This window comes from Microbacterium sp. Root61, assembly GCF_001427525.1.
In the GTDB taxonomy this organism is placed as follows: domain Bacteria; phylum Actinomycetota; class Actinomycetes; order Actinomycetales; family Microbacteriaceae; genus Microbacterium.
Genome location: NZ_LMGU01000001.1, coordinates 429,945 through 448,799 on the forward strand (window position 1 = coordinate 429,945; position 18,855 = coordinate 448,799).

The 18,855-nt window shown below is 68.8% G+C and carries 17 protein-coding genes, 2 tRNA genes and 1 pseudogene; 12 read left to right on the forward strand and 8 right to left on the reverse strand.

The features are described from left to right. Nucleotide 1 precedes the first annotated feature (1 nt). From dusB to ASD65_RS02150, 5 genes are all read left to right on the forward strand, one after another. Nucleotides 2-1,168 carry a tRNA dihydrouridine synthase DusB gene (gene dusB, locus ASD65_RS02130; RefSeq protein ID WP_056224382.1) on the forward strand — a complete coding sequence of 389 codons (1,167 nt, stop codon included), beginning with the start codon at nucleotides 2-4 and terminating at the stop codon, nucleotides 1,166-1,168. Then, nucleotides 1,152-2,504 (forward strand): deoxyguanosinetriphosphate triphosphohydrolase, encoded by a 1,353-nt coding sequence (locus tag ASD65_RS02135; RefSeq protein WP_442922444.1) that lies wholly within the window; start codon nucleotides 1,152-1,154, stop codon nucleotides 2,502-2,504. The genes dusB and ASD65_RS02135 overlap by 17 nt, the downstream gene beginning before the upstream one ends. Next, entirely contained in the window at nucleotides 2,504-4,357 is a 1,854-nt protein-coding gene (dnaG, locus tag ASD65_RS02140; protein ID WP_056217795.1) for a DNA primase, read from the forward strand. Before ASD65_RS02135 ends, dnaG begins: the two co-directional genes overlap by 1 nt. A gap of 43 nt (nucleotides 4,358-4,400) precedes the next feature. Further along, nucleotides 4,401-5,192: an ATP-binding cassette domain-containing protein gene (locus tag ASD65_RS02145; RefSeq protein ID WP_056217797.1), complete on the forward strand. Its 792-nt coding sequence runs from the start codon at nucleotides 4,401-4,403 to the stop codon at nucleotides 5,190-5,192. Nucleotides 5,193-5,254: 62 nt separating this feature from the next. Beyond that, nucleotides 5,255-5,327, forward strand: a tRNA-Asn gene (locus ASD65_RS02150). A gap of 236 nt (nucleotides 5,328-5,563) precedes the next feature. Here ASD65_RS02150 and def read toward each other — a convergent pair. After that, complete coding sequence (gene def, locus ASD65_RS02155; RefSeq protein ID WP_082561538.1) at nucleotides 5,564-6,130, reverse strand: peptide deformylase; 567 nt, start codon at nucleotides 6,128-6,130, stop codon at nucleotides 5,564-5,566. A gap of 42 nt (nucleotides 6,131-6,172) precedes the next feature. On the opposite strand from def, the gene ASD65_RS02160 reads away from it, so the two are divergent. Continuing rightward, nucleotides 6,173-7,264, forward strand: a complete 1,092-nt coding sequence (locus tag ASD65_RS02160) for a DMT family transporter (RefSeq protein ID WP_156378765.1) — start codon at nucleotides 6,173-6,175, stop codon at nucleotides 7,262-7,264. Between the two features lie 4 nt (nucleotides 7,265-7,268). On the opposite strand, the gene ASD65_RS18665 is transcribed toward ASD65_RS02160, so the two are convergent. Continuing rightward, nucleotides 7,269-7,553 carry a hypothetical protein gene (locus tag ASD65_RS18665; protein ID WP_082561539.1) on the reverse strand — a complete coding sequence of 95 codons (285 nt, stop codon included), beginning with the start codon at nucleotides 7,551-7,553 and terminating at the stop codon, nucleotides 7,269-7,271. Nucleotides 7,554-7,610: 57 nt separating this feature from the next. On the opposite strand from ASD65_RS18665, the gene ASD65_RS02165 reads away from it, so the two are divergent. After that, nucleotides 7,611-7,687: transfer RNA gene (locus ASD65_RS02165), tRNA-Ile, on the forward strand. Between the two features lie 41 nt (nucleotides 7,688-7,728). Here ASD65_RS02165 and ASD65_RS02170 read toward each other — a convergent pair. Continuing rightward, nucleotides 7,729-8,664 carry a potassium channel family protein gene (locus ASD65_RS02170; RefSeq protein WP_082561848.1) on the reverse strand — a complete coding sequence of 312 codons (936 nt, stop codon included), beginning with the start codon at nucleotides 8,662-8,664 and terminating at the stop codon, nucleotides 7,729-7,731. A 186-nt stretch (nucleotides 8,665-8,850) separates the two neighbouring features. On the opposite strand from ASD65_RS02170, the gene ASD65_RS02175 reads away from it, so the two are divergent. The 3 genes from ASD65_RS02175 to ASD65_RS02185 all read left to right on the forward strand — a co-directional run bounded on the left by ASD65_RS02175 (nucleotide 8,851) and on the right by ASD65_RS02185 (nucleotide 13,108). After that, nucleotides 8,851-10,071, forward strand: a complete 1,221-nt coding sequence (locus ASD65_RS02175; protein WP_056217806.1) for a serine hydrolase domain-containing protein — start codon at nucleotides 8,851-8,853, stop codon at nucleotides 10,069-10,071. After that, nucleotides 10,068-11,648 (forward strand): D-alanyl-D-alanine carboxypeptidase/D-alanyl-D-alanine endopeptidase, encoded by a 1,581-nt coding sequence (dacB, locus tag ASD65_RS02180; RefSeq protein WP_056217810.1) that lies wholly within the window; start codon nucleotides 10,068-10,070, stop codon nucleotides 11,646-11,648. The genes ASD65_RS02175 and dacB overlap by 4 nt, the downstream gene beginning before the upstream one ends. A gap of 101 nt (nucleotides 11,649-11,749) precedes the next feature. Then, the gene (locus ASD65_RS02185) at nucleotides 11,750-13,108 is read left to right on the forward strand and encodes a D-alanyl-D-alanine carboxypeptidase family protein (protein ID WP_056217811.1); all 1,359 of its coding nucleotides are present in this window, start codon (nucleotides 11,750-11,752) and stop codon (nucleotides 13,106-13,108) included. Between the two features lie 72 nt (nucleotides 13,109-13,180). Here ASD65_RS02185 and ASD65_RS02190 read toward each other — a convergent pair whose 3' ends face one another. Genes ASD65_RS02190 through fabG form a run of 3 tightly spaced genes read right to left on the reverse strand, consistent with a single transcriptional unit; the run spans nucleotide 13,181 to nucleotide 15,933 of the window. Then, nucleotides 13,181-14,713, reverse strand: coding sequence for an AMP-binding protein (locus ASD65_RS02190; RefSeq protein WP_327041559.1), 1,533 nt, complete (start codon nucleotides 14,711-14,713; stop codon nucleotides 13,181-13,183). Further along, nucleotides 14,710-15,174, reverse strand: coding sequence for a MaoC family dehydratase (locus ASD65_RS02195; protein WP_056217813.1), 465 nt, complete (start codon nucleotides 15,172-15,174; stop codon nucleotides 14,710-14,712). Before ASD65_RS02195 ends, ASD65_RS02190 begins: the two co-directional genes overlap by 4 nt. A gap of 3 nt (nucleotides 15,175-15,177) precedes the next feature. Then, nucleotides 15,178-15,933, reverse strand: a complete 756-nt coding sequence (fabG, locus tag ASD65_RS02200) for a 3-oxoacyl-ACP reductase FabG (RefSeq protein WP_056217814.1) — start codon at nucleotides 15,931-15,933, stop codon at nucleotides 15,178-15,180. A 115-nt stretch (nucleotides 15,934-16,048) separates the two neighbouring features. On the opposite strand from fabG, the gene ASD65_RS19270 reads away from it, so the two are divergent. Beyond that, nucleotides 16,049-16,225: a hypothetical protein gene (locus ASD65_RS19270; protein WP_235566582.1), complete on the forward strand. Its 177-nt coding sequence runs from the start codon at nucleotides 16,049-16,051 to the stop codon at nucleotides 16,223-16,225. A gap of 5 nt (nucleotides 16,226-16,230) precedes the next feature. Then, nucleotides 16,231-16,566, forward strand: a pseudogene (locus ASD65_RS18670) (acyl-CoA dehydrogenase family protein); the annotation flags it as partial. A 40-nt stretch (nucleotides 16,567-16,606) separates the two neighbouring features. Here ASD65_RS18670 and ASD65_RS02210 read toward each other — a convergent pair. Both ASD65_RS02210 and ASD65_RS02215 read right to left on the reverse strand, forming a co-directional pair. Further along, the gene (locus tag ASD65_RS02210) at nucleotides 16,607-18,103 is read right to left on the reverse strand and encodes a hypothetical protein (RefSeq protein ID WP_056217820.1); all 1,497 of its coding nucleotides are present in this window, start codon (nucleotides 18,101-18,103) and stop codon (nucleotides 16,607-16,609) included. Further along, a complete protein-coding gene (locus tag ASD65_RS02215) occupies nucleotides 18,100-18,726 on the reverse strand; it encodes an ABC transporter ATP-binding protein (RefSeq protein WP_082561541.1) in 627 nt (208 codons plus the stop codon). Before ASD65_RS02215 ends, ASD65_RS02210 begins: the two co-directional genes overlap by 4 nt. Between the last annotated feature and the right edge of the window lie 129 nt (nucleotides 18,727-18,855).

Genomic DNA, 18,855 nt, shown 5'->3' on the forward strand with positions numbered 1-18,855 from the left:
GATGACCACCGCCGTTTCCACCGCATCACCACTGCGCATCGGGCCCATCACGCTCGATGCGCCGGTCGTGCTGGCGCCGATGGCGGGCATCACCAACACCGCCTTCCGTCGACTCTGCCGCGAGTACGGTGCGGGCCTCTACGTCAGCGAGATGATCACTTCTCGCGCGCTCGTCGAGCGCAACGACACGACGATGCGCCTCATCCGCCATCACGAATCCGAGACCCCGCGCTCCATCCAGCTCTACGGGGTTGACCCGAAGACGATGGCGGATGCCGTGCGCATCCTCGTCGAAGAGGACCACGCCGATCACATCGATCTGAACTTCGGATGCCCCGTGCCCAAGGTCACCCGCAAGGGCGGCGGCGCGGCACTGCCCTGGAAGCTCGGTCTCTTCCGTGACATCGTCACCCAGACAGTCCAGGCCGCCGGTGACATCCCGCTGACCGTCAAGATGCGCAAGGGCATCGACACCGACCACTTGACATTCCTGGATGCCGGCCGCATCGCGGAGGACGCCGGGGTCGCCGCGGTCGCGCTGCACGCGCGGACCGCCTCCGAGTTCTACTCCGGCACCGCTGACTGGGATGCGATCACGGCCCTCAAGCAGGCCGTGACCAGCGTCCCGGTGCTCGGCAACGGCGACATCTGGGCCGCGGAAGACGCCCAGCGGATGATGGACGAGACCGGGTGCGACGGCGTCGTGGTCGGACGCGGCTGCCTCGGCCGTCCCTGGCTGTTCGGCGATCTCGCCCGCGCCCTCGGCGGACCGGGTGCTGCTCCCGCGGCACCGGTCGACGCCACCCTCGGCTTCGTCGCCCAGGCGTTCCGCCGTCACGCCGAGCTCCTGGTCGAGTTCTTCGACGACGAGGGCCGCGGATGCCGCGACATCCGCAAGCACGTCGCCTGGTACTTCAAGGGGTACCCGGTCGGCGGCGACATCCGCGCCGCACTCGCGACCGCCTCGACCCTGGTCGAGATCGACGAGCTGCTCGCGCAGCTCGACCTGGACGCGCCGTACCCCGGCGCCGCTGCGGAGGGTCAGCGCGGACGCGCCGGCACACCCAAGCGCCCGGCGCTGCCGGACGGCTGGCTGGACTCGCGCGAACTCGGGGTCGCGGCATCCACGATCCTTCGCGAAGCGGAGCTCGATACCAGTGGTGGCTGAGCACGCGGCCGCGGTCGGCGTGGCGCAGGGCCGGCCCACCGGGTACACCGACACCGATGCCGCCCGGTTCCAGAACGAGAGCCACCGCTCGCAGCGCGACGACTTCGCGCGCGACCGCGCCCGGGTGCTGCACTCGGCCGCGCTCCGGCGCCTCGCCGCCAAGACCCAGGTGCTGAGCCCGGCCAGCCCCGCCGACTTCGCCCGCAATCGCCTCACGCACTCGCTCGAGGTCGCCCAGGTCGGTCGCGAGCTGGCAACGGCCCTGCTGCTGTCGCCGGACGTCGTCGACACGGCCTGCCTCAGCCACGACCTCGGGCATCCGCCGTTCGGGCACAACGGCGAACGGGCGCTGAACGACTGGGCCGAAGACATCGGCGGGTTCGAGGGCAATGCCCAGACGCTGCGGATCATCAGCCGCCTCGAGCCGAAGGTGTTCGGCGAGAACGGGGAGAGCTACGGGCTCAACCTGACGCGCGCGAGCCTCGACGCGACCTGCAAGTACCCGTGGACGGCGGATCATCCGGTTCCGGATCCCGGCGGCCGCCTCAAGTTCGGCGTGTATCCCGACGACGAGCCCGTCTTCCACTGGATGCGCGAGGGCGCGCCCGGCCGGGTGCGCTGCATCGAGGCCGAGGTCATGGATCTCTCCGACGACATCGCGTACTCGGTGCACGACTTCGAGGACGCGGTCGTCAACGGCTACCTCGATCCTGCGCAGCTGATCGCCCCCGACGAGCACGAGTCGCTGCTGACGGCGATCCAGACGTGGGTCGGCTACGACTTCGCCCGCGAGGAGCTCGAGGAGGCCCTGTTCCGGCTGACGCGGCTCCCCGAGTGGATCACCCGGTTCGACAGCACCCGTGTCGACCTGGCGGGATTGAAGAACCTCACGTCGGACCTCATCGGACGCTTCGCACGCGCCGCGACGACCGCGACCCGCGAGGCCTATCCCAGCACCGTCCTGACGCGCTACAGCGCTCACGTGATCGTGCCCCGCGTGGTCGAGGCCGAGATGGCGGTGCTCAAGGGAATCATCGGTGCGGTGGTCGTCTCGATCGACGGGCGCAAGGAGCTCTACAAGGAGCAGCGCCGGTTGCTCAAGCGCCTCGCGACGGCGCTGTGGGACAGCCCGCAGGACCTCGACCCGCTGCACGCCGTCGACTTCGCGACCGCGGATTCGGATGCCGCACGTCGCCGCGTCGTCGTCGACCAGGTCGCCAGCCTCACGGATCAGCACGCGATCGCGTGGCACGGGCGTCTCGTCGGCGAGGTGGACGCGGCATCCGTCGGCGTCTGGGCGCCGGGTTCCAAGCCCGCCGTGCGGACGGCGCCCTGATGGCGGGTCGGATCCGGCAGGCCGACGTCGACGAGGTCAAGTCCCGCACCAACATCGCTGACGTCATCGGCGAACGGGTCGCTCTCAAGTCTGCCGGCGTGGGCTCGCTGAAGGGCCTGTGCCCATTCCACGACGAACGCAGCCCGAGCTTCAACGTGCGATCGCAGAGCGGCTTCTATCACTGCTTCGGATGCGGCGAATCGGGCGACGTCTATTCGTTCCTGCGCGCGATCGACCATGTCTCCTTCACGGAGGCCGTGGAGATCCTGGCCGGTCGCATCGGCTACACGCTGCACTACGAGGACGGCGGCGCCGCCCCGGAGACCGCCGGGCGTTCGCGCCTGTACGCGGCCAACTCCGCCGCCGCAGAGTTCTATCGGGCACAACTGCTCACCCCGGACGCCGACGCCGGACGCAAGTTCCTGGGGGAGCGCGGATTCGATGCGGGCGCGGCTGCGCACTTCGGCGTCGGCTACGCCCCGCGCGGCTGGCAGGGATTGACCGACGCGCTCACGGCGCAGGGATTCACCCGTGACGAGCTGACGGCCGCCGGCCTGGTCTCGCAGGGGCAGCGCGGCGTCTACGACCGGTTCCGCGGTCGTCTCGTGTGGCCGATCCGCGACCTCACCGGACAGGTGATCGGGTTCGGCGCACGGCGGCTGTACGACGACGACAACGGGCCGAAGTACCTGAACACGCCCGAGACCTCGATCTACAAGAAGGCCCAGGTCCTATACGGCCTGGACCTCGCCAAGCGCGACATCTCCCGCCAGCACCGTGTCGTGGTCGTGGAGGGCTACACCGATGTAATGGCGTGCCACCTGGCCGGGATCACGACCGCGATCGCGACCTGCGGCACCGCGTTCGGCGCCGACCACATCACTGTGCTGCGGCGCGTGATGGGGGATGACTCGACCGCAGGCGAAGTGATCTTCACGTTCGACCCGGATGAGGCTGGGCAGAAGGCCGCGCTGCGCGCCTTCGCCGACGAGAAGCGGTTCGCCGCCCAGACCTACGTCGCCGTCGCTCCGGGCGGCCTCGACCCGTGCGACCTGCGCCTCCAGCGCGGCGATGGCGCCGTGCGCCTGCTGATGGAAGCCAAGGCGCCGATGTTCGAGTTCGTCATCGATCAGCGCCTCAAGGGGTTCGACCTCGCCTCCGTGGAGGGTCGGGCCGGTGCCCTGCGCTCCGCTGCGCCGATCGTCGCCGAGATCCGCGATCCGGCCCTGCGCCCGGGCTACACGCGCGTTCTGGCGCGTCGTCTGGGCCTGGACCTGCCCGAGGTCGAGAAGGCCGTGGATCGTGCCGCACGCGCCGGGTCTGCGGCATCCGCCCGCCGTTCCACGCCGGAGCCTGTCGAGCCGGAAGCCGTCGATCCGCAGCTGCGTGTGACGCTCGCCTCGCTGCCGCGGTCTCCGGATGTCGCGCTGGAGCGCGACACGCTGATGGGCTTCCTGCAGTTCGGGCACCGGCTCGACCCCGAGCTCGTCGAGCGTGCCATCGCGCTGCCGTTCCGGCATCCGGCCCTCGAGGCCGTGCGCCAATCGATGCTCGGGGCGGACATGTCGCGCGCCGGATGGGCGGCCGACGCCGTGACCTCCGTGCGCGAGCCGTACCGAGGTCTCGCGGCCGAACTGCTGACGGGGGCATTCCCCGCGCGTGACGACGCTCATGCGATCGCGTCCACGACCGACTTGGCGCGGGGCATCGTGATGCGCGAGATCAACCGCGAGAAGGTCGAGCTGCGCGGCACCATCCAGCGCGTCGCCCCCGATTCGGATGAGGGACGCGCGATCAGCGTCCGGCTGCGCGACCTGGAGAACGCCCGGCGCGTTCTGCTGGCCGAGCAGTAGCAACGGGGTGGCATTCGGTCGTCCGGCAGGGCAGGATGAGGACATGCCCCGCCGACGAGAATCCGACGTCGCGATCCGCGCTGTCGACCTGTCCGTGGCGCGCTCGTCCAATCGATCCGGCGGAACCGCCCGGGTAGTGGACGGCGTCTCGTTCGAACTGCCGCACGGCGCCACTATCGCCGTCATGGGACCGACCGGCGCGGGCAAATCGAGCCTCGCCGCGGTCCTCGCCGGTGCGGATGAGCCCGGCCTGGCCGTCGTCGGCGGCGCCGCGCACGTCGAAGGCATCCCGGTACGACGCCCCGGCCGCGCGCACCGCACGCTCACCTACGTCACCGGCTACCTCGCTCAGGCTGCGGGCGCACACCTGCCCGCGCGCCTCACCGTGGCGGAGGTCATCGCCGAGCCGATCACGAGCCGCGACCGCCGCGTCAACGCCCGTGCGCTGGCGGTACGTGTCGCCACCCTTCTGGACGAGCTGCAGCTCCCGCTCGGGGCCTCGGCGAAGTACCCGTACGAGCTCAGCGCGGGCATGCGGCAACGTGTCGCGCTCGCCCGCGCGCTCGTGCTGCACCCGCGGGTGCTGATCGCCGACGAGCCGTTCTCGACGCTCGACGTCGAGGTGCGCCGCGCGGCCAAGGAGGCGCTCATCCGCCGCCGTGACGCGTACGGCATGGCGACTTTCGTCGTGACGAACGAGAAGGATGTCGCGACCGACCTGGGAGCGTCGGTGCTGGTGCTGCGTGCCGGCCACGCGATCGCCTACGGCTCGCGGCCCGGAGACCTGCTGTGGACCCCCAGTGCGGAGGCGGATCACCGATTGGTGGCCTCCTGAGGTCACGAGCACCCTCCGACATTTGCTACGATGGTGTGGTTGCCCGCTCACGGCGGGCATTTTCCTCGGTAGCTCAATTGGCAGAGCAATCGGCTGTTAACCGATAGGTTCTTGGTTCGAGTCCAAGCCGGGGAGCGAACGGCCTGGGACTCCACTCCCGGGCCGTTTTTCGTGCCCTGTGTGAGTCCGGTCGTGATGCCTTCCGACCGCGAGACTGCAGCGGGACGTCGAGACATTGGGTATTGCCCGCAGTCTCGACGCCTGCGTGCAGTCTCGACGCCCGCGTGCAGTCTCGACGGGTTCTCCCGCATACGCAAAACCGCGCCCGGCCCCATCGGGGGCGCGGACGCGGTGTAAGAAGCGGGGGAGTGTTACGCGTCGATGTCGTCGACGCCCGGCATCCAGGCCTGGCCGGGGCGACCCCAGCCGCGCTTGCGGGCGATCTTCTGCACGATCTTCCAGTCGCCGTCGTCCAGGCGATCGATGTACAGCACTCCGTCGAGGTGATCGAACTCGTGCTGCATGATCCGGGCGCGCCAGCCGTCGACCTCGACGCGCACCGGCGCACCGTCGAGATCGATACCGGTCACGAGCGCGCGCTCGGAACGGCGCAGCGGGAACCGCTCGCCCGGGAACGAGAGGCAGCCTTCGGACTCCTCGTCGGGGTCGGGCTCGCCGGGTTCGATCGGGTGCATCCACAGCTCGGGGTTGATGATCACGCCGCGCCAGGGTTGGCCGTCGTCATCGCTGTAGTTGTACGTGTAGATCCGGAGGCCCACTCCGACCTGCGGTGCCGCCAGACCCACGCCGGGTGCGGCATCCATCGTCTCGAACATGTCATTGACGAGTTGTCGCACGTCGTCGGTGATCTCTTCAACGGGGGATGCGGGAGCATGCAGCACGGGATCTCCCATGATGCGAATCGGTAGAACGGCCACGCCTTGAGCCTACCGAGGCATCAGGGCGGTTAGTGTCGAGTGGTGTACTGGCTGGGAGTCTCGATCGACGACGTCACCGACGAACTCGTCGGAGTCTTCCGCGACCCGGCGATCCTGATCGGAATCCCGTTGGCGCTGCTCGGCGCCGTCTTCATGTCGCTGGGCGCCCAGTATCAGCATCGCGGCGTCACCAAGGTCGAGCGCATGTCCGGTCATGCCGGTACCTCTGGGCTCACCGGCGGCCAGCTGCTGGCCCTCCTGCGCCGGCCGTCGTGGGTTCTCGGCACCGTCATGCTGGGTCTCGCCATCGTCTGCCAGCTCGGTGCCCTGTCGGTCGCCCCGCTGATCCTGGTGCAGCCCCTGGGCGCGATCGCGCTCGTCATCACCACGCTCCTGAACGCGCGGGTCTCCGGACACAAGCCGACGCGGCAGTCGATCCAGGCGATCGCAGCCTGCGTGGGCGGCATCTTCATCTTCGTCACGATCGCCGCGTTCTTCGCCACCGAGCACGCCATCACCGATCAGCAGCTCTACATCATCCTCGGCATCATGGTCGCGGTCATCATCGTGTTCAGCGTGCTGTGGATCTGGCTGCGCCACCGTATGCAGGCGCTGTTCTACATCATGGCCGCTGGCGTCATCTACGGATTCGTCGCGACGCTGGCCAAGGTCGTCATCGTGCGGATCCGAGCGCAGGACTTCGACTGGCTCACCCTCGTCTGCCTGATCGCGCTGCTGGCCGCCGTCGCGGTGGGTGCGTACTTCGTGCAGACGGCCTACTCCGTCGGCCCCCCTGACCTCGTCATCGCGGGACTCACCGTGGTCGACCCGATGGTGGCCGTACTGATCGGCCTCCTCGTGCTCGGCGAGGCCTCGACCGCGCCGTGGTGGGCGTTGGTCGGGTTCGGCGTCGCGGGCGCCATCGCGGTGTGGGGCGTGGTGCAGCTCGCCCGTTTCCATCCCGAAGTCGTCAGCAACAACAGCCGTGAGATCCCGATCGAACGTGGCAGCAACGGCGCAGCGGATGCGGCGCCCAAGACCGGTTCCATCCGCATCACCGAGGCCGTGTCCAAGGTCTGGCCGGCGCCGCCGATCGACGAAGAGCCCCGGCCCCGCCGCAGCAAGGACTCCTGAGCCTTCAGTCCTTCACACGGATGACGAGGGGTCCGTCACCGTCCAGGTCGTCCTTGCCGCCCGCCAGAGGCGCGGGAGCCGGCAGTACCGTTTCGCGCTCCCATCCGGCGTTCGCGTCCTCGGCCGTCGGCCTCCACACGGCGTCGATGCCGCCGGCCAAGCCGCCGAGACTGCCGCCGCCGGTGAGCTGACGACGGAGATTGCTGCGCTTCAGTCGCGGCGCGAGAGCGATGACGACGAGGGTCGCACCGACGAGCCCGCCGACCACCAACCACGCGATCAGGTCCACACGGAGATTTTCGCATGCGCAGAGCCGGTCGACCCTCGCGATATGCTCGATCGCTGAGGGGCGGTGGCCAAGCTGGTCAAGGCAGCGGGCTCATAACCCGACGATCGTGGGTTCAAGTCCCACCCGCCCCACCACACACTTCTCGCTCGCAGCCCATGTTGTGGACCGCGTTCACTCAGCTCGCCGAGCTCGCCACGAGCTGTCGGATCTCGGCCAGCGTGGCTTCGGACTGCGCCAGCAGCGCCTGAAGGCGGGCGGCGCGGTCCGCGTCGGGATCGCCCCCGCTCCCGACGGACGCCGCCGCACCCGCCGTGACGCCCGCGGTGACAGCCCCGGCGGCTGCGCCCGCGGCTACGCCCTTGGCGGTGTGGGACGTCATGGACGTCACGGGACCGTCCGAGGTCGAGGGCGAGGCGTCCGTCTGATCCTCGGTGCTGGGCGTGCTCTTGGTCGGTCCGAGGAACAGATTCGCGAGGTACCCGGTGAAGGTGCCGAAGATTCCGACGCCCACGACGATGATGAGCGTGCCGATCAGGCGGCCGGTGTTGGTCACCGGGTACTGGTCGCCGTAGCCGACGGTGGAGATCGTCACGATCGTGTACCAGAGCGCGTCGGACGCCGTAGTGATGTTGGCGCCGTCTGCGTCCTCCTCGATCGCGAGCATGGTGATGCTGCCGAACTGGAGGACGAGCACACCCATGAGGAGGAGGGTCATCAGCGCACTGTTCGCGCGGTCGTGCACCAGCGTGGTCCAGATCGTGCGCGGCCCGAGCTCGCGCAGGAGCCGGTAGACGCGCAGCAGACGGAACATGCGCAGGATCTTCAACTGCGGGAACGGCAGACTGGCGAGCAGGTCCGCCCATCCGTACCCACGGAAGAAGTAGCGGCTTGCCGACGGTGCCGTGCTGATCCGGTAGACGAAGTCGCCGAGGAACACCACGCTGAACAGCCCGTTCATCACGGACAGGACCAGCTCCAACCCGCCGTCGCCGTGCCACACGTAGACCAGCACGAGATTGACGATCGAAAGGATCGACAGGATGCCGATGAAGATCTCGTACGCGGTGTTCTTCAACTCCGCGCTTGTTGCGCGGTCGCGCGTTCTGGCCATCGAGGCCTCCTTGGACTCCGGACCGGCGAGGACCGGCGGTCTCATTGTCGAGCATGCGCGACGCGTCGGGAACGCTCGAACGCGACGGATTTCCTCGATTCCCTCAACGGATGCTGGGTAGCTAGGTCTATATCGAGCGTGTCCGCTGTGTCGGTACGCTCGAGTCCCATTGACCCGGGAGGCACTGTGTTCGAGCCGACTACGCACTTCGTACCCGCCGACACGAAGGGTCGTCACCACCGACGGATCCTTCTCGCGACGGCAGCCGTGATCGCGGGGGCTGTGACGCTCGGCGGCTGCGCCGCGTCATCCGTCGCCGATCCCACGCCGTCTGCTGCGTCGTCCTCCGCCCGCCCGCCCGCCCCCGACGGCGAGCTGCCGGCCGCACTCCAGGAGGAGTTGCAGGCCGCGCTCGAGGCGACCATGGCCGAGTATGACGTTCCTGGGGCGGTCGCAGGTGTCTGGATCCCGGGTGAGGGCTCGTGGACGACGGCGGCCGGCCTCGCCGACATCGAGAGCGCGACGCCGACGACGACCGAGATGTCCTGGCCGCTCCGCAGCATCACCAAGTCGTACACGGTGACCCTGCTGCTGCAGCTCGTCGACGAGGGAAAGGTCAGTCTCGACGACACCATCGGTGAGTATGTCGAGGGCGTGACCAACGGCGAGCGCATCACGCTGCGCGAGCTGGCCGGCATGTCCAGTGGCAACGCCGACTACACCAATGACGACTTCATCGGGGTCTTCAGCGCCGACCCGGCCAGGATCTTCACTCTTGACGAACTGAACGGGTTCATGCTCGGCAAGCCGGCGCAGTTCGAACCCGGCGCGGAGCACGTCTACACGAACGCGAACACCAACCTCCTGGGCGCCGTCGTGGAGAAGGTGACGGGTCAGCCGTTCGCCGAGGTGCTCGACGAGCGGATCCTCGCGCCGCTGGAGCTCGACCAGACGCGCTACATCCTCGACATCGCGTCATGGAGCGAGCCGCACGCGTCGGGGTACGGGCCGGCGGCCGACCCGCGTGAGCCCATGACCCAGAACTTCTCGATCTTCGGACCGGCCGGGTCGATGATCTCCACCCTCGACGACGGTCGGGTGTGGGCGCAGACGCTCGCCACGGGTGCGCTGCTCGACCCCGCGACGCAGACGGAGCGCGAGCAGGGAGCGCCGTTGGACGCCGGCCCGCCGTACGACATGTACGCCCTGGGCATGGGGGAGACGAACGGGTGGTGGGGCCACAACGGCGAAGGGCTCGGCTTCACCGCGGCCGTCTTCCACAACCCGGCGACCGGGGCGAGCATCGTGGTCTTCACGAACGAGTCGAACGTCGCGAACAAGGCCCACCCCGCCGATCAGGCATTCCGCCGTATGGCCGCCATCCTGGAAAGTGACACCGCACCATGACACGCAGCATCCTTCGTTGGGGCGCCTCCGCCCTCACCATCGCCGTGGTCGGCGCAATGGCGACCGCCTGCACCTTCGGGGCGCCCGCGCCCGACGCGAGCGGCGGCGACGCCGGCGTTCCGGAGGCGGCGCTGGAGGTCATGAACCAGCCGCAGTACGCCAACGGCCGCTGGCTGATCTCTGTGAAGGATCTGGACACCGGTGAGGTGCTCATCGATCTGGACGGCGACAAGATGGCCGAGCCCGCCTCGTTCACGAAGACATACAGCGTCGGTGCGGCCTGGCTGAAGTGGGGACCGGACTACATCATCACGACACCCGTCAAGCGGATGGGGGAGGTCGCGGCGCGAACACTGAACGGCGACCTCGTGCTCGTCGGCAAGGGAGACTTCACGCTGGGTGGCAGGACGAAGGCGGATGGCACGGTCGACTACACCGACCTCGACCACAACGACGCCAACCCGCTTCCGGGAGCCACACTCACCACCGAGGATCCGCTGGCGGGCCTGGACGATCTGGCGGCCCAGGTGAAGGCATCCGGAATCGACTCGGTGACCGGAACCGTCGTGGTGGACGACCGTCTCTTCCAGGGCACCCTGGACGGCGAGCCGATCACCCCGATCGTCGTCAACCAGAACCTCATCGACGTCCTGGTCACGCCCGGAGCCGCCGGCGAGCCGGCAACGGTGGAGATGACACCCGCCGTGGCGCCCTGGCACATCGTCAGCGATGTGCAGACGGTGGCCGCCGGCGAAAAGTTCGCCATCTCGAACCCGGAGTCGACCGGACGCGGCGCCATCGCGATCGACGGCACCATCGCGGCCGACAGCGAGCCCGTGCTCAAGGTGTACGCGCTCGAGGATCCCGCGACGTTCGCACGCACGGCCTTCATCGAGGCGCTCGGCCGGGCTGGGGTCACGGTCGGAGGGGACCCCATCGCCACCAACTCGACAGCTTCCCTGGCGGCGAAGGATGCTGTGGACGCGCTGCCGTCCGTCGCCGAGTTCGACTCGCTGCCGCTCGCCCAACAGGCGACGTATGTCATGAAGATCAGCTACAACCGCGGTGCGCAGGCGTACGTATGCCTGCTGTCGGCGGCGGCCGGCGTGGACGACTGCAGCGCCGGACTGGACGAGGTCGGCAAGCTGTGGACGGCCGCGGGGCTGGACACCACCGGCGTCTCGCTCATCGACGGATCCGGCTTGAACGGCAACTTCATCACGCCGGACAACGGCGTGGCGGTGCAAAGCCTCATGGCAAAGCGGCCTGATGCTGATCAGTGGCGTGCCACGATGCCGATCCTCGGCGTCGACGGGTCGCTCGCCACCGTCCAGCCCGACAGCCCGGCAGCGGGCAAGGTGTTTGCGAAGACCGGGACACTCCTGGACCCGGACCTCGTCAACGACCGTTACCGCGTGAACACCAAGGCGCTCGGCGGAGTCATGGAGTCCGAGAGCGGGCGCAACCTCGCCTTCACGATCATCATGAACCAGGGGTTCGCCGCCGGCATCGAGGGCGTCTTCGCCGCGAACGACGATGTGGGCGCGGTCGCCGCCGCCATCCAGCAGCACTACTGAGTCACGCGCAAGGTCGGAATTGTGCCGAGATCCTCGGCGCGTCCGCCGCGCCCGCCCGCCGTGTTGCAAGATGAGGATGAGGGCGACCGACGGGGGCGGCAATGACGACGCATCAGAACGCTCCGGATGGGGTGTCCGGCCTGACCGAGCTGATGCAGGACGAGTACGCGCTGCAGGACATCGACATCCAGCTGGAGCGCGAGGTCCGGCGCTCGCGCCGTCGCCGCGGCTGGCTCATCGTGGGGATCGTCTTCGCCGTCATCTGCGCCGCGATCGGCGGCTACGTCGCGTGGGCGCTCACGGCGTCCGTGAGCGCCCCGAGCGTCACGTGGCACTCTCCCGAGGTCGTGGCGCCCGGACCGGTCGCCATCGCGCTTCCGGTCGGGGGTGCCTCGGCGATCAGCATCTCCGGCGGTGACCAGTACCTCGGCGCCGAGGCGAGCGGAATCTGGCTGAGCAGCGGATCCGACGAGCCGCGCTCGATCGCGAGCATCAGCAAGCTGATCACCGCGCTCGTCATCCTGGACGCGAAGCCGCTGGCGAGCGCCGAGGACCCGGGGCCGATGATCACCTTCGACAAGGACGATCACGATCTCTACGACAAGTACTACGTGCTGGGCGCGACGATCGCGGCGATGCCCATCGGCACCACCCTGTCGGAGCGCGACGCGCTCGCGACCATGCTCATCCCCTCGGCGAGCAACTACGCCCAGGCGATGGCGAGGTGGGCCTTCGGCTCGCAGGGCGCGTTCGTGAATGCGACGAAGGACTGGCTCGCCGCCCACGGACTGACCGGCACCACGATCATCGAACCGACGGGCATCAGCTACCGCAACGTGAGCACACCGAGCGACCTCCTCGCCATCGGCAAGCTGGCCGCCGCTCATCCGGCGATCGCGCAGATCGTCGCGACCCCGGCGCTGTCGCTGCCGGGTCCGGGGCAGATCTACAACACGAACGACCTGCTGGGCAGCAACGGGATCACCGGCCTCAAGACCGGCAACCTCGGCCCCGGCAGCTACAGCCTGCTGTACACGGCATCCCTCGATGTCGGTGCCCCCGAACCGCTCCAGGTGACCGGAGTGATGGTGGGCGGCCATTCCCGCGAATCGGTGAACGCCAGCGTGCTCACCCTGTTCGACAGCATCCGCTCCGGCTTCCGGCGCCTGCCCGTGGCGGAGCTCGGCCAGGTAGTCGGCTCGTACTCCACGCCCTGGGGCTCGAGTGCAGAGGTGGTCATCGCCGAGGACGCGGACATCTTCACGTGGTCAGACACTCCGATCACCACCACGATGGAGACGACCACGCCTGTTTCGTTCACCGACGGCGAGGAGGCCGGGAGCATCACGTGGACGGCCGGCCCGAACACGGCGACGGCGATCATCGAGGTGGAGGGCACCATTCTGCCTCCGACGGCCTGGTGGCGACTCACCCACCCGTCCGAGCTCGGCGGGCAGTAGCGCCTATACGTCTACGGGCTCGTGCAGAACAATCCGCGCTGCCTGCTGTGCGGACGTACCCCTCTTGTGCTGTCAGCTGTACATGCGGTTCAGCTCACGCTTCAGCACCTTGCCGGTCGGCCCGAGCGGCAGCTCGTGCACGAGCACGACACGTCGCGGGTACTTGTGTGCCGCGATGCGCTCGCGGGCATATCTCACGACGGAGTCAGCGGTGAGGCCTGCACCCGCCAGCGGGACGACTGCGGCCATCACCTCTTCTCCGTTGCGCTCGTCGGCGACGCCGAAGACGGCGACGCTCGCCACCCCCGGCATCCGTGCCAGCACTTCTTCGATTTCGCGTGGGTACACGTTGTACCCGCCGCGCAGAATCATCTCCTTGGTGCGGTCGATGATCGTGATGTAGCCGTCGGAGCTCCGCCGGCCGACATCTCCGGTGCGGAACCACCCGTCCACGACCGCTGCCGCGGTGGCTGCGGGATCGTCGTGATAGCCGAGGAAGAGGTTCTGGCCGCGCACGACCACCTCGCCGTCGCTGCCATCCTGAAGGAGTTCGATCCGGTCGGCGATGTCGGGAACGGCGATGCGGACTTCCATGCCCCAGATCGATGTGCCGATCGTTCCCGCGCGGTTGGGCGCACCGGTGTGGTTGAAGGTCACGGTGGGGGAGGTCTCGCTCAGCCCGTATCCCTCGTGAACCGGCGCCCCGAATACCTCGACGAACGCCTCGAGCGATGCGACAGGCAAGGATGAGCCTCCGGAGATCACGTACCGCAGAGGTGGCCGGAGCGGGTTCCGGCGCGCGCCGTCCAGGAGGGCGATGAGCATCGTGGGAACGCCCGCGAAGATCGTCACGCCGTTGTCGATGAGGATCTCCAACGTGTCGTCGGCGTGGAACCGACGCACCAGCTGGAGAGCCGCGCCTCGCCGGAACGCGGTGTTCATCACAGTGGACTGGCCGAACACATGGGAAAGCGGCAGCGCCGCGCACATGATGTCGTCGGCGCGCACATCCAGCGAATCGAGCAGCGAGACGTGCGCATGCTCGACGAGATTCAGATGGGAGAGAACAGCGGCCTTCGAGCGCCCCGAAGTGCCGCTCGTGAACAGCATGGCCGCGGGCGCGAGCGGATGCATCGGCAGATAGCCGGCGACGGCGGGTGTGCTCGTGGAAAGCGTGGCGAGGTCGTCCACCGCCGTACCGCCCACCTGCACCAGCTGCTCAGGGGCCGAGGCGGATGCCGCGGCAAGGCAGCTGACGTCGGCGATCAGCAGCCGCGCTCCGCTCGTGTCCAGCACATGCTGGATCTCCGCCGGTTTCAGGAGAGGGTGCACGGGCACCACGATCGCGCCGAGCGCCAAGATGGCGTAGTACGTCTTCGGGAACTCCACGGTGTTGGGGATCATCATCGCGACCGCCGTGCCCTTCTCCACGTCGAGATCGCGGAGCGCTCCGGCATAGGCGCGGGTGTGCTGCCAGAGCTGTGCGAACGTCGTGCGACCGCCGACATCGTCGATGACGGCGACCCGATCCGGGTGTCGCAGAGCTGATTCGGCGAGGATCGCGGCCACCGACATCGTGGTAGGCACATCGAGACTCCCGGTCACTGCTCGTCCCCGACGACGATGAGGAGCTGATGGGCCACCAGTGCAGGGCGCTCGGCGCCTTCTATCTCGACGCGCACCTCGAGCGTGACGCGAGCGCCCTGCGACGCGGGAGCGGTCTCGACCACTCTGCTCACCGCGCGCACACGCGCACCTGACGGCACGGGGGTGAGGAACCGGACATGATCGAGCCCGTAGTTGATTCGCAGGGCGGCTCCCGCGACCTCGACGTTGCCCTCCAACAGTGCAGGAAGCAGCGCGAGTGTCAGGTAGCCGTGCGCAATGGTCGTCCCGTACGGCCCTGACGACGCCCGCGCCTCATCGACGTGGATCCATTGGTGGTCATCGGTGGCGTCCGCGAAGTCAGTGATCCGTGACTGCTCGATTGGCATCCACTGGCTGGTGTGCTCCTCCGCCGGCAGCTGCGCGCTCAGCAGCGCGTCGAGCGATTCATAGTGCGCCATCGCCTAGTCCTGCGGCCCACCTGCGACGTACAGCACTTGTCCGCTGACGAATGATGCCTCGTCGCTGGTGAAGTACGACGTGGCCGACGCGATGTCGGCGGGTGTGCCGGTTCGCCTGACAGGGATCTCCGCGGCGGCGGACTCGCGAAGCTCGTCGTAGGTCACGCCCATTCGTGCCGCGGTCTCGCGCAGCATGTCGGTGGCGATGAACCCGGGGGCGATGGCGTTCGCTGTGACTCCGAACGGACCGAGCTCGATGGCGAGCGTCTTGGTGAATCCCTGCAGACCCGCCTTAGCGGCGGCATAGTTCGCCTGCCCGCGGTTTCCGAGGGCGGACGTGCTGGACATGTTCACGATGCGCCCCCAGCGTGCCTCGACCTGATGCGTCTGGACTGCGCGGGCCATCAGGAACGCGCCGCGGAGGTGCACGTTGATGACGGCATCCCAATCCGCATCCTGCATTTTGAACAGGAGGTTGTCCCGCAGGATGCCCGCGTTGTTCACGAGGATGGTCGGCGGACCGAGTTCGGCGCCGACGCGAGCGACCGCGGCGGCGACCGACGCCGCGTCCGAAACGTCTGCAGCCACTCCGAGGGCGCGCCCGCCGAGGCGTGTGATCTCCTCGACCGTGCCGGCGAGTGCGTCCGGATCGAGGTCGAGCACGGCGACCTGCCGACCGTCTGCCGCGAGCCTTGTCGCGATGGCAGCGCCGATGCCGCGCGCGGCTCCCGTCACGATTGCTGTCCTGATCGCGCTCATACCTTCTCCTCGTCGAGAGTGAAACATATCTGATGGGTCGCGGGATATGCTACCGGGATTGCGACAGAATGCGCGGTTCTGCGTGTACTTATCTGATGGGTTGCCGAAAGGGATCATGACATCCGCCTCACTTCACCCCGCCGATATGCTCCCCGGGGACTTCTACGGCTTCCAAGACGAGCTCAGCGAGCAGGAGAGCGCGTCGATCCGTCGGCTTCGCGACTTTCTGGATCGCGAAGTGCGACCGATCGCGATGACTATTGGGCGCGTGCGGCGTTTCCTCATCACCTGACGGCGCCGATCGCCGCCCGGCAACTCGTGCAGGATCTTCTCAGCCGCTCGCTGGGCAACATCACGGCCAGCCTCGCGCTCTGCGTGCGGGTATCGAAGCTGCAGGATCTCGGGCGGCAATCGGATGCTCATTCTGCGCTGGCGAAGGGGTATGTGACGACCCGTGCGCGAGAGACGGTCGCATGGGCACGGGAACTCCTGGGCGGCAACGGGATCGTGCTCGAGCACGGGGTCGCACGCTATTTCGCCGACATGGAGGCGATCTACTCTTTCGAAGGAACTCGCGAGATGAACAGCCTCATTGTCGGCCGGAGCATGACCGGGCTGCAGGCATTCGCCTGACCGCCATGTCGTCATGTCCGTAGGCGTGGAGACTGAGTGGTCAGCGCTGCGACCAACGGCGGCCGACGAGAACCGCCATGGCCAGGGACGCGAGCGCGACGGGCAGCGCCGTGGAAACTGTTGCGACCGCGGCGGCGCCGACCGCCGCCGCAATGATCAACGCGTCGGCGGCCCAGGCGAGCCGCAGAGCGGAGGAGGGGTCGCCTATGGGCGTGGGGATCGGGGCGAGCAGGCTGATCGGCATGGGCGGCTTCAGCGAGTCCGAGACCCGGACGATGACGCAGAGAATTGCGGCGGCCGAGCCCGCGAGAACGGCGCTCCACGACCCCGCGGCGAGCATCAGAGTCACGGAGACGGCCGCGGCGACGACGAGCAGACCGCCGATCAGTAGCGGCAGGAGCAGGTGGGCGGCGAGCAGGCGACCGTCGCCGACGCCGTAGGGAGAGAGCGCACCGGATGCCTCGGCCGCATGCCGCACGCCATCGGTGAGCGGGCCGAGGCCGGCGTAGAGGATCACTCCGGCCGCCGCGCCGGCGATGACGGTGAACTCGGGTGACGCCATGGCGAGCACGATCAGCGATCCGGCGACGAGCAGGCCGAGGCAACCCATCATCAGGCGACCCGGAGTCCGCGCGGCACCGACGACGTCGCGCACGAAGATGCGCAATTCGAACGGCTGCAGCGCGCGCACGGCCCGCATCCGGCGACCGATGCGCGGATCGACGCGATAGAGCCCGGCCGCGCCGGAGAGATCGAGTCCGTATGCGATCGTGCGGGCGGAGTCCCACCGCAGCGACTGCGCGAACACCGTGGCTCCCCGGAGGCGATCCAGGAGGACAGGCACCGCACAAACCGCGAGGACGGCGAGCGCGAGCAACGGCACGAGGAGCCAGCGTGTCGGGGCAGCGCCGGGGGACAGCATCCCGAACCAACCCCAGGGAGTGAAGGCGGCGGCGGCAGGCCAGACCAGCGATGCGAGCATGCCCGCGGCGAGGGCACCGATCATCCCCGCCGACACGCGTGTGCCGAGTGTCTGCCCCGCGAGCCACAGCACCGCGGCGATGAGTCCGACGACGGCGCCGGCCATGCCGAAGGCGAGGGCGCCGCCGACGCTCGACACCCCCTGGGTGGCCAGAAAGACGCCGACGAAGCCAGCACCGACGAGCCCGACGCCGCTGAGCGCAGCGGCCGCGCGCACGAAGGGGCGCGCGAGACCGAGAAGGCGCGGAACCGCACTGGCGAGCACGGCGTGGGCGAGGAAGGGGGAGAGGACGACGGGACCGCGCGCGCCGCCGACGAAGATCGCGGCGATCCAGACGAGCGCCCCGAAGACCGCCCACGCGGAAGCCGCGGCCGGTGCGCTCAGCGCCGCGAGAACGGCCGGGCTGGAGAGGCCGATCCACGCCGCCCGCCCCACCGGAGCCACGACGACGACCCCGACCATGAGGGCGGCGTACACGGCGAAGGCGCGATCGCGCGGCGTCGAGGCTCGTCGCGACCGCCAGACCGCCCAGGTAACGCCGAGGGTTTCCGTCATGCCGCGTCCAGCACGAGCGAGCGGTCGGCGGCCGCCGAGGCCAGGGCGTCGCTGTGCGTCGCGAACACCACCGTGACGCCATCCGCGCGGAGGCGGCCGAGGAGTCGGATCACGACATCGAGGTGCGCTGCATCCAGGCGCTGCTCCGGTTCGTCCAGCAGCAGCACGTCGAAAGGACGCACGAGCAGCAGAGCAAGGCTGCCCATCTGGCGTTGGCCCGACGACAGCTCGTGCGGGAACCGGTTCTCCAGCCCGGACAGTCCGAGCTCGGCGAGAGCGCTCGAGGCCGCGCTGCTCGCGTCATCGACGTCGCGACCCCATGTCGTCGCGATCAGCATGACGTGCTCGTGCAGGGTCAGATCGCGCGCGAACGGCGGCAGCGCGATCATCGAGGCCACTCGGCGCCGGAAGCGCGGGGAGCGCTCGTCGATGGGGGAGCCGTCGACCGACACGGTGCCGGAAGTGGGCCGCTGCGCGCCCGCGAGCACCCGCAGCAGCGTGGTCTTGCCCGACCCGTTCTCCCCACGCAGCGCCACCGCCTCGCCGCGGGCGATGCTCGCATCGGTCGGAGGAAGCAGGACAGCCTCATCCACGGACACGCTGACACGCTGCAGTTGAATCACGTCTTCATCCTCGCAGGATGCCGCGGGGTCGGTCTGCAGCGATGGCCCTCCGGGTCGATAGGCTCGAAGATCTCCGCACTGCGGGCGTCTGCGGCCGCCCGCCGGTGCACACCTGCGACTCGATGCCGA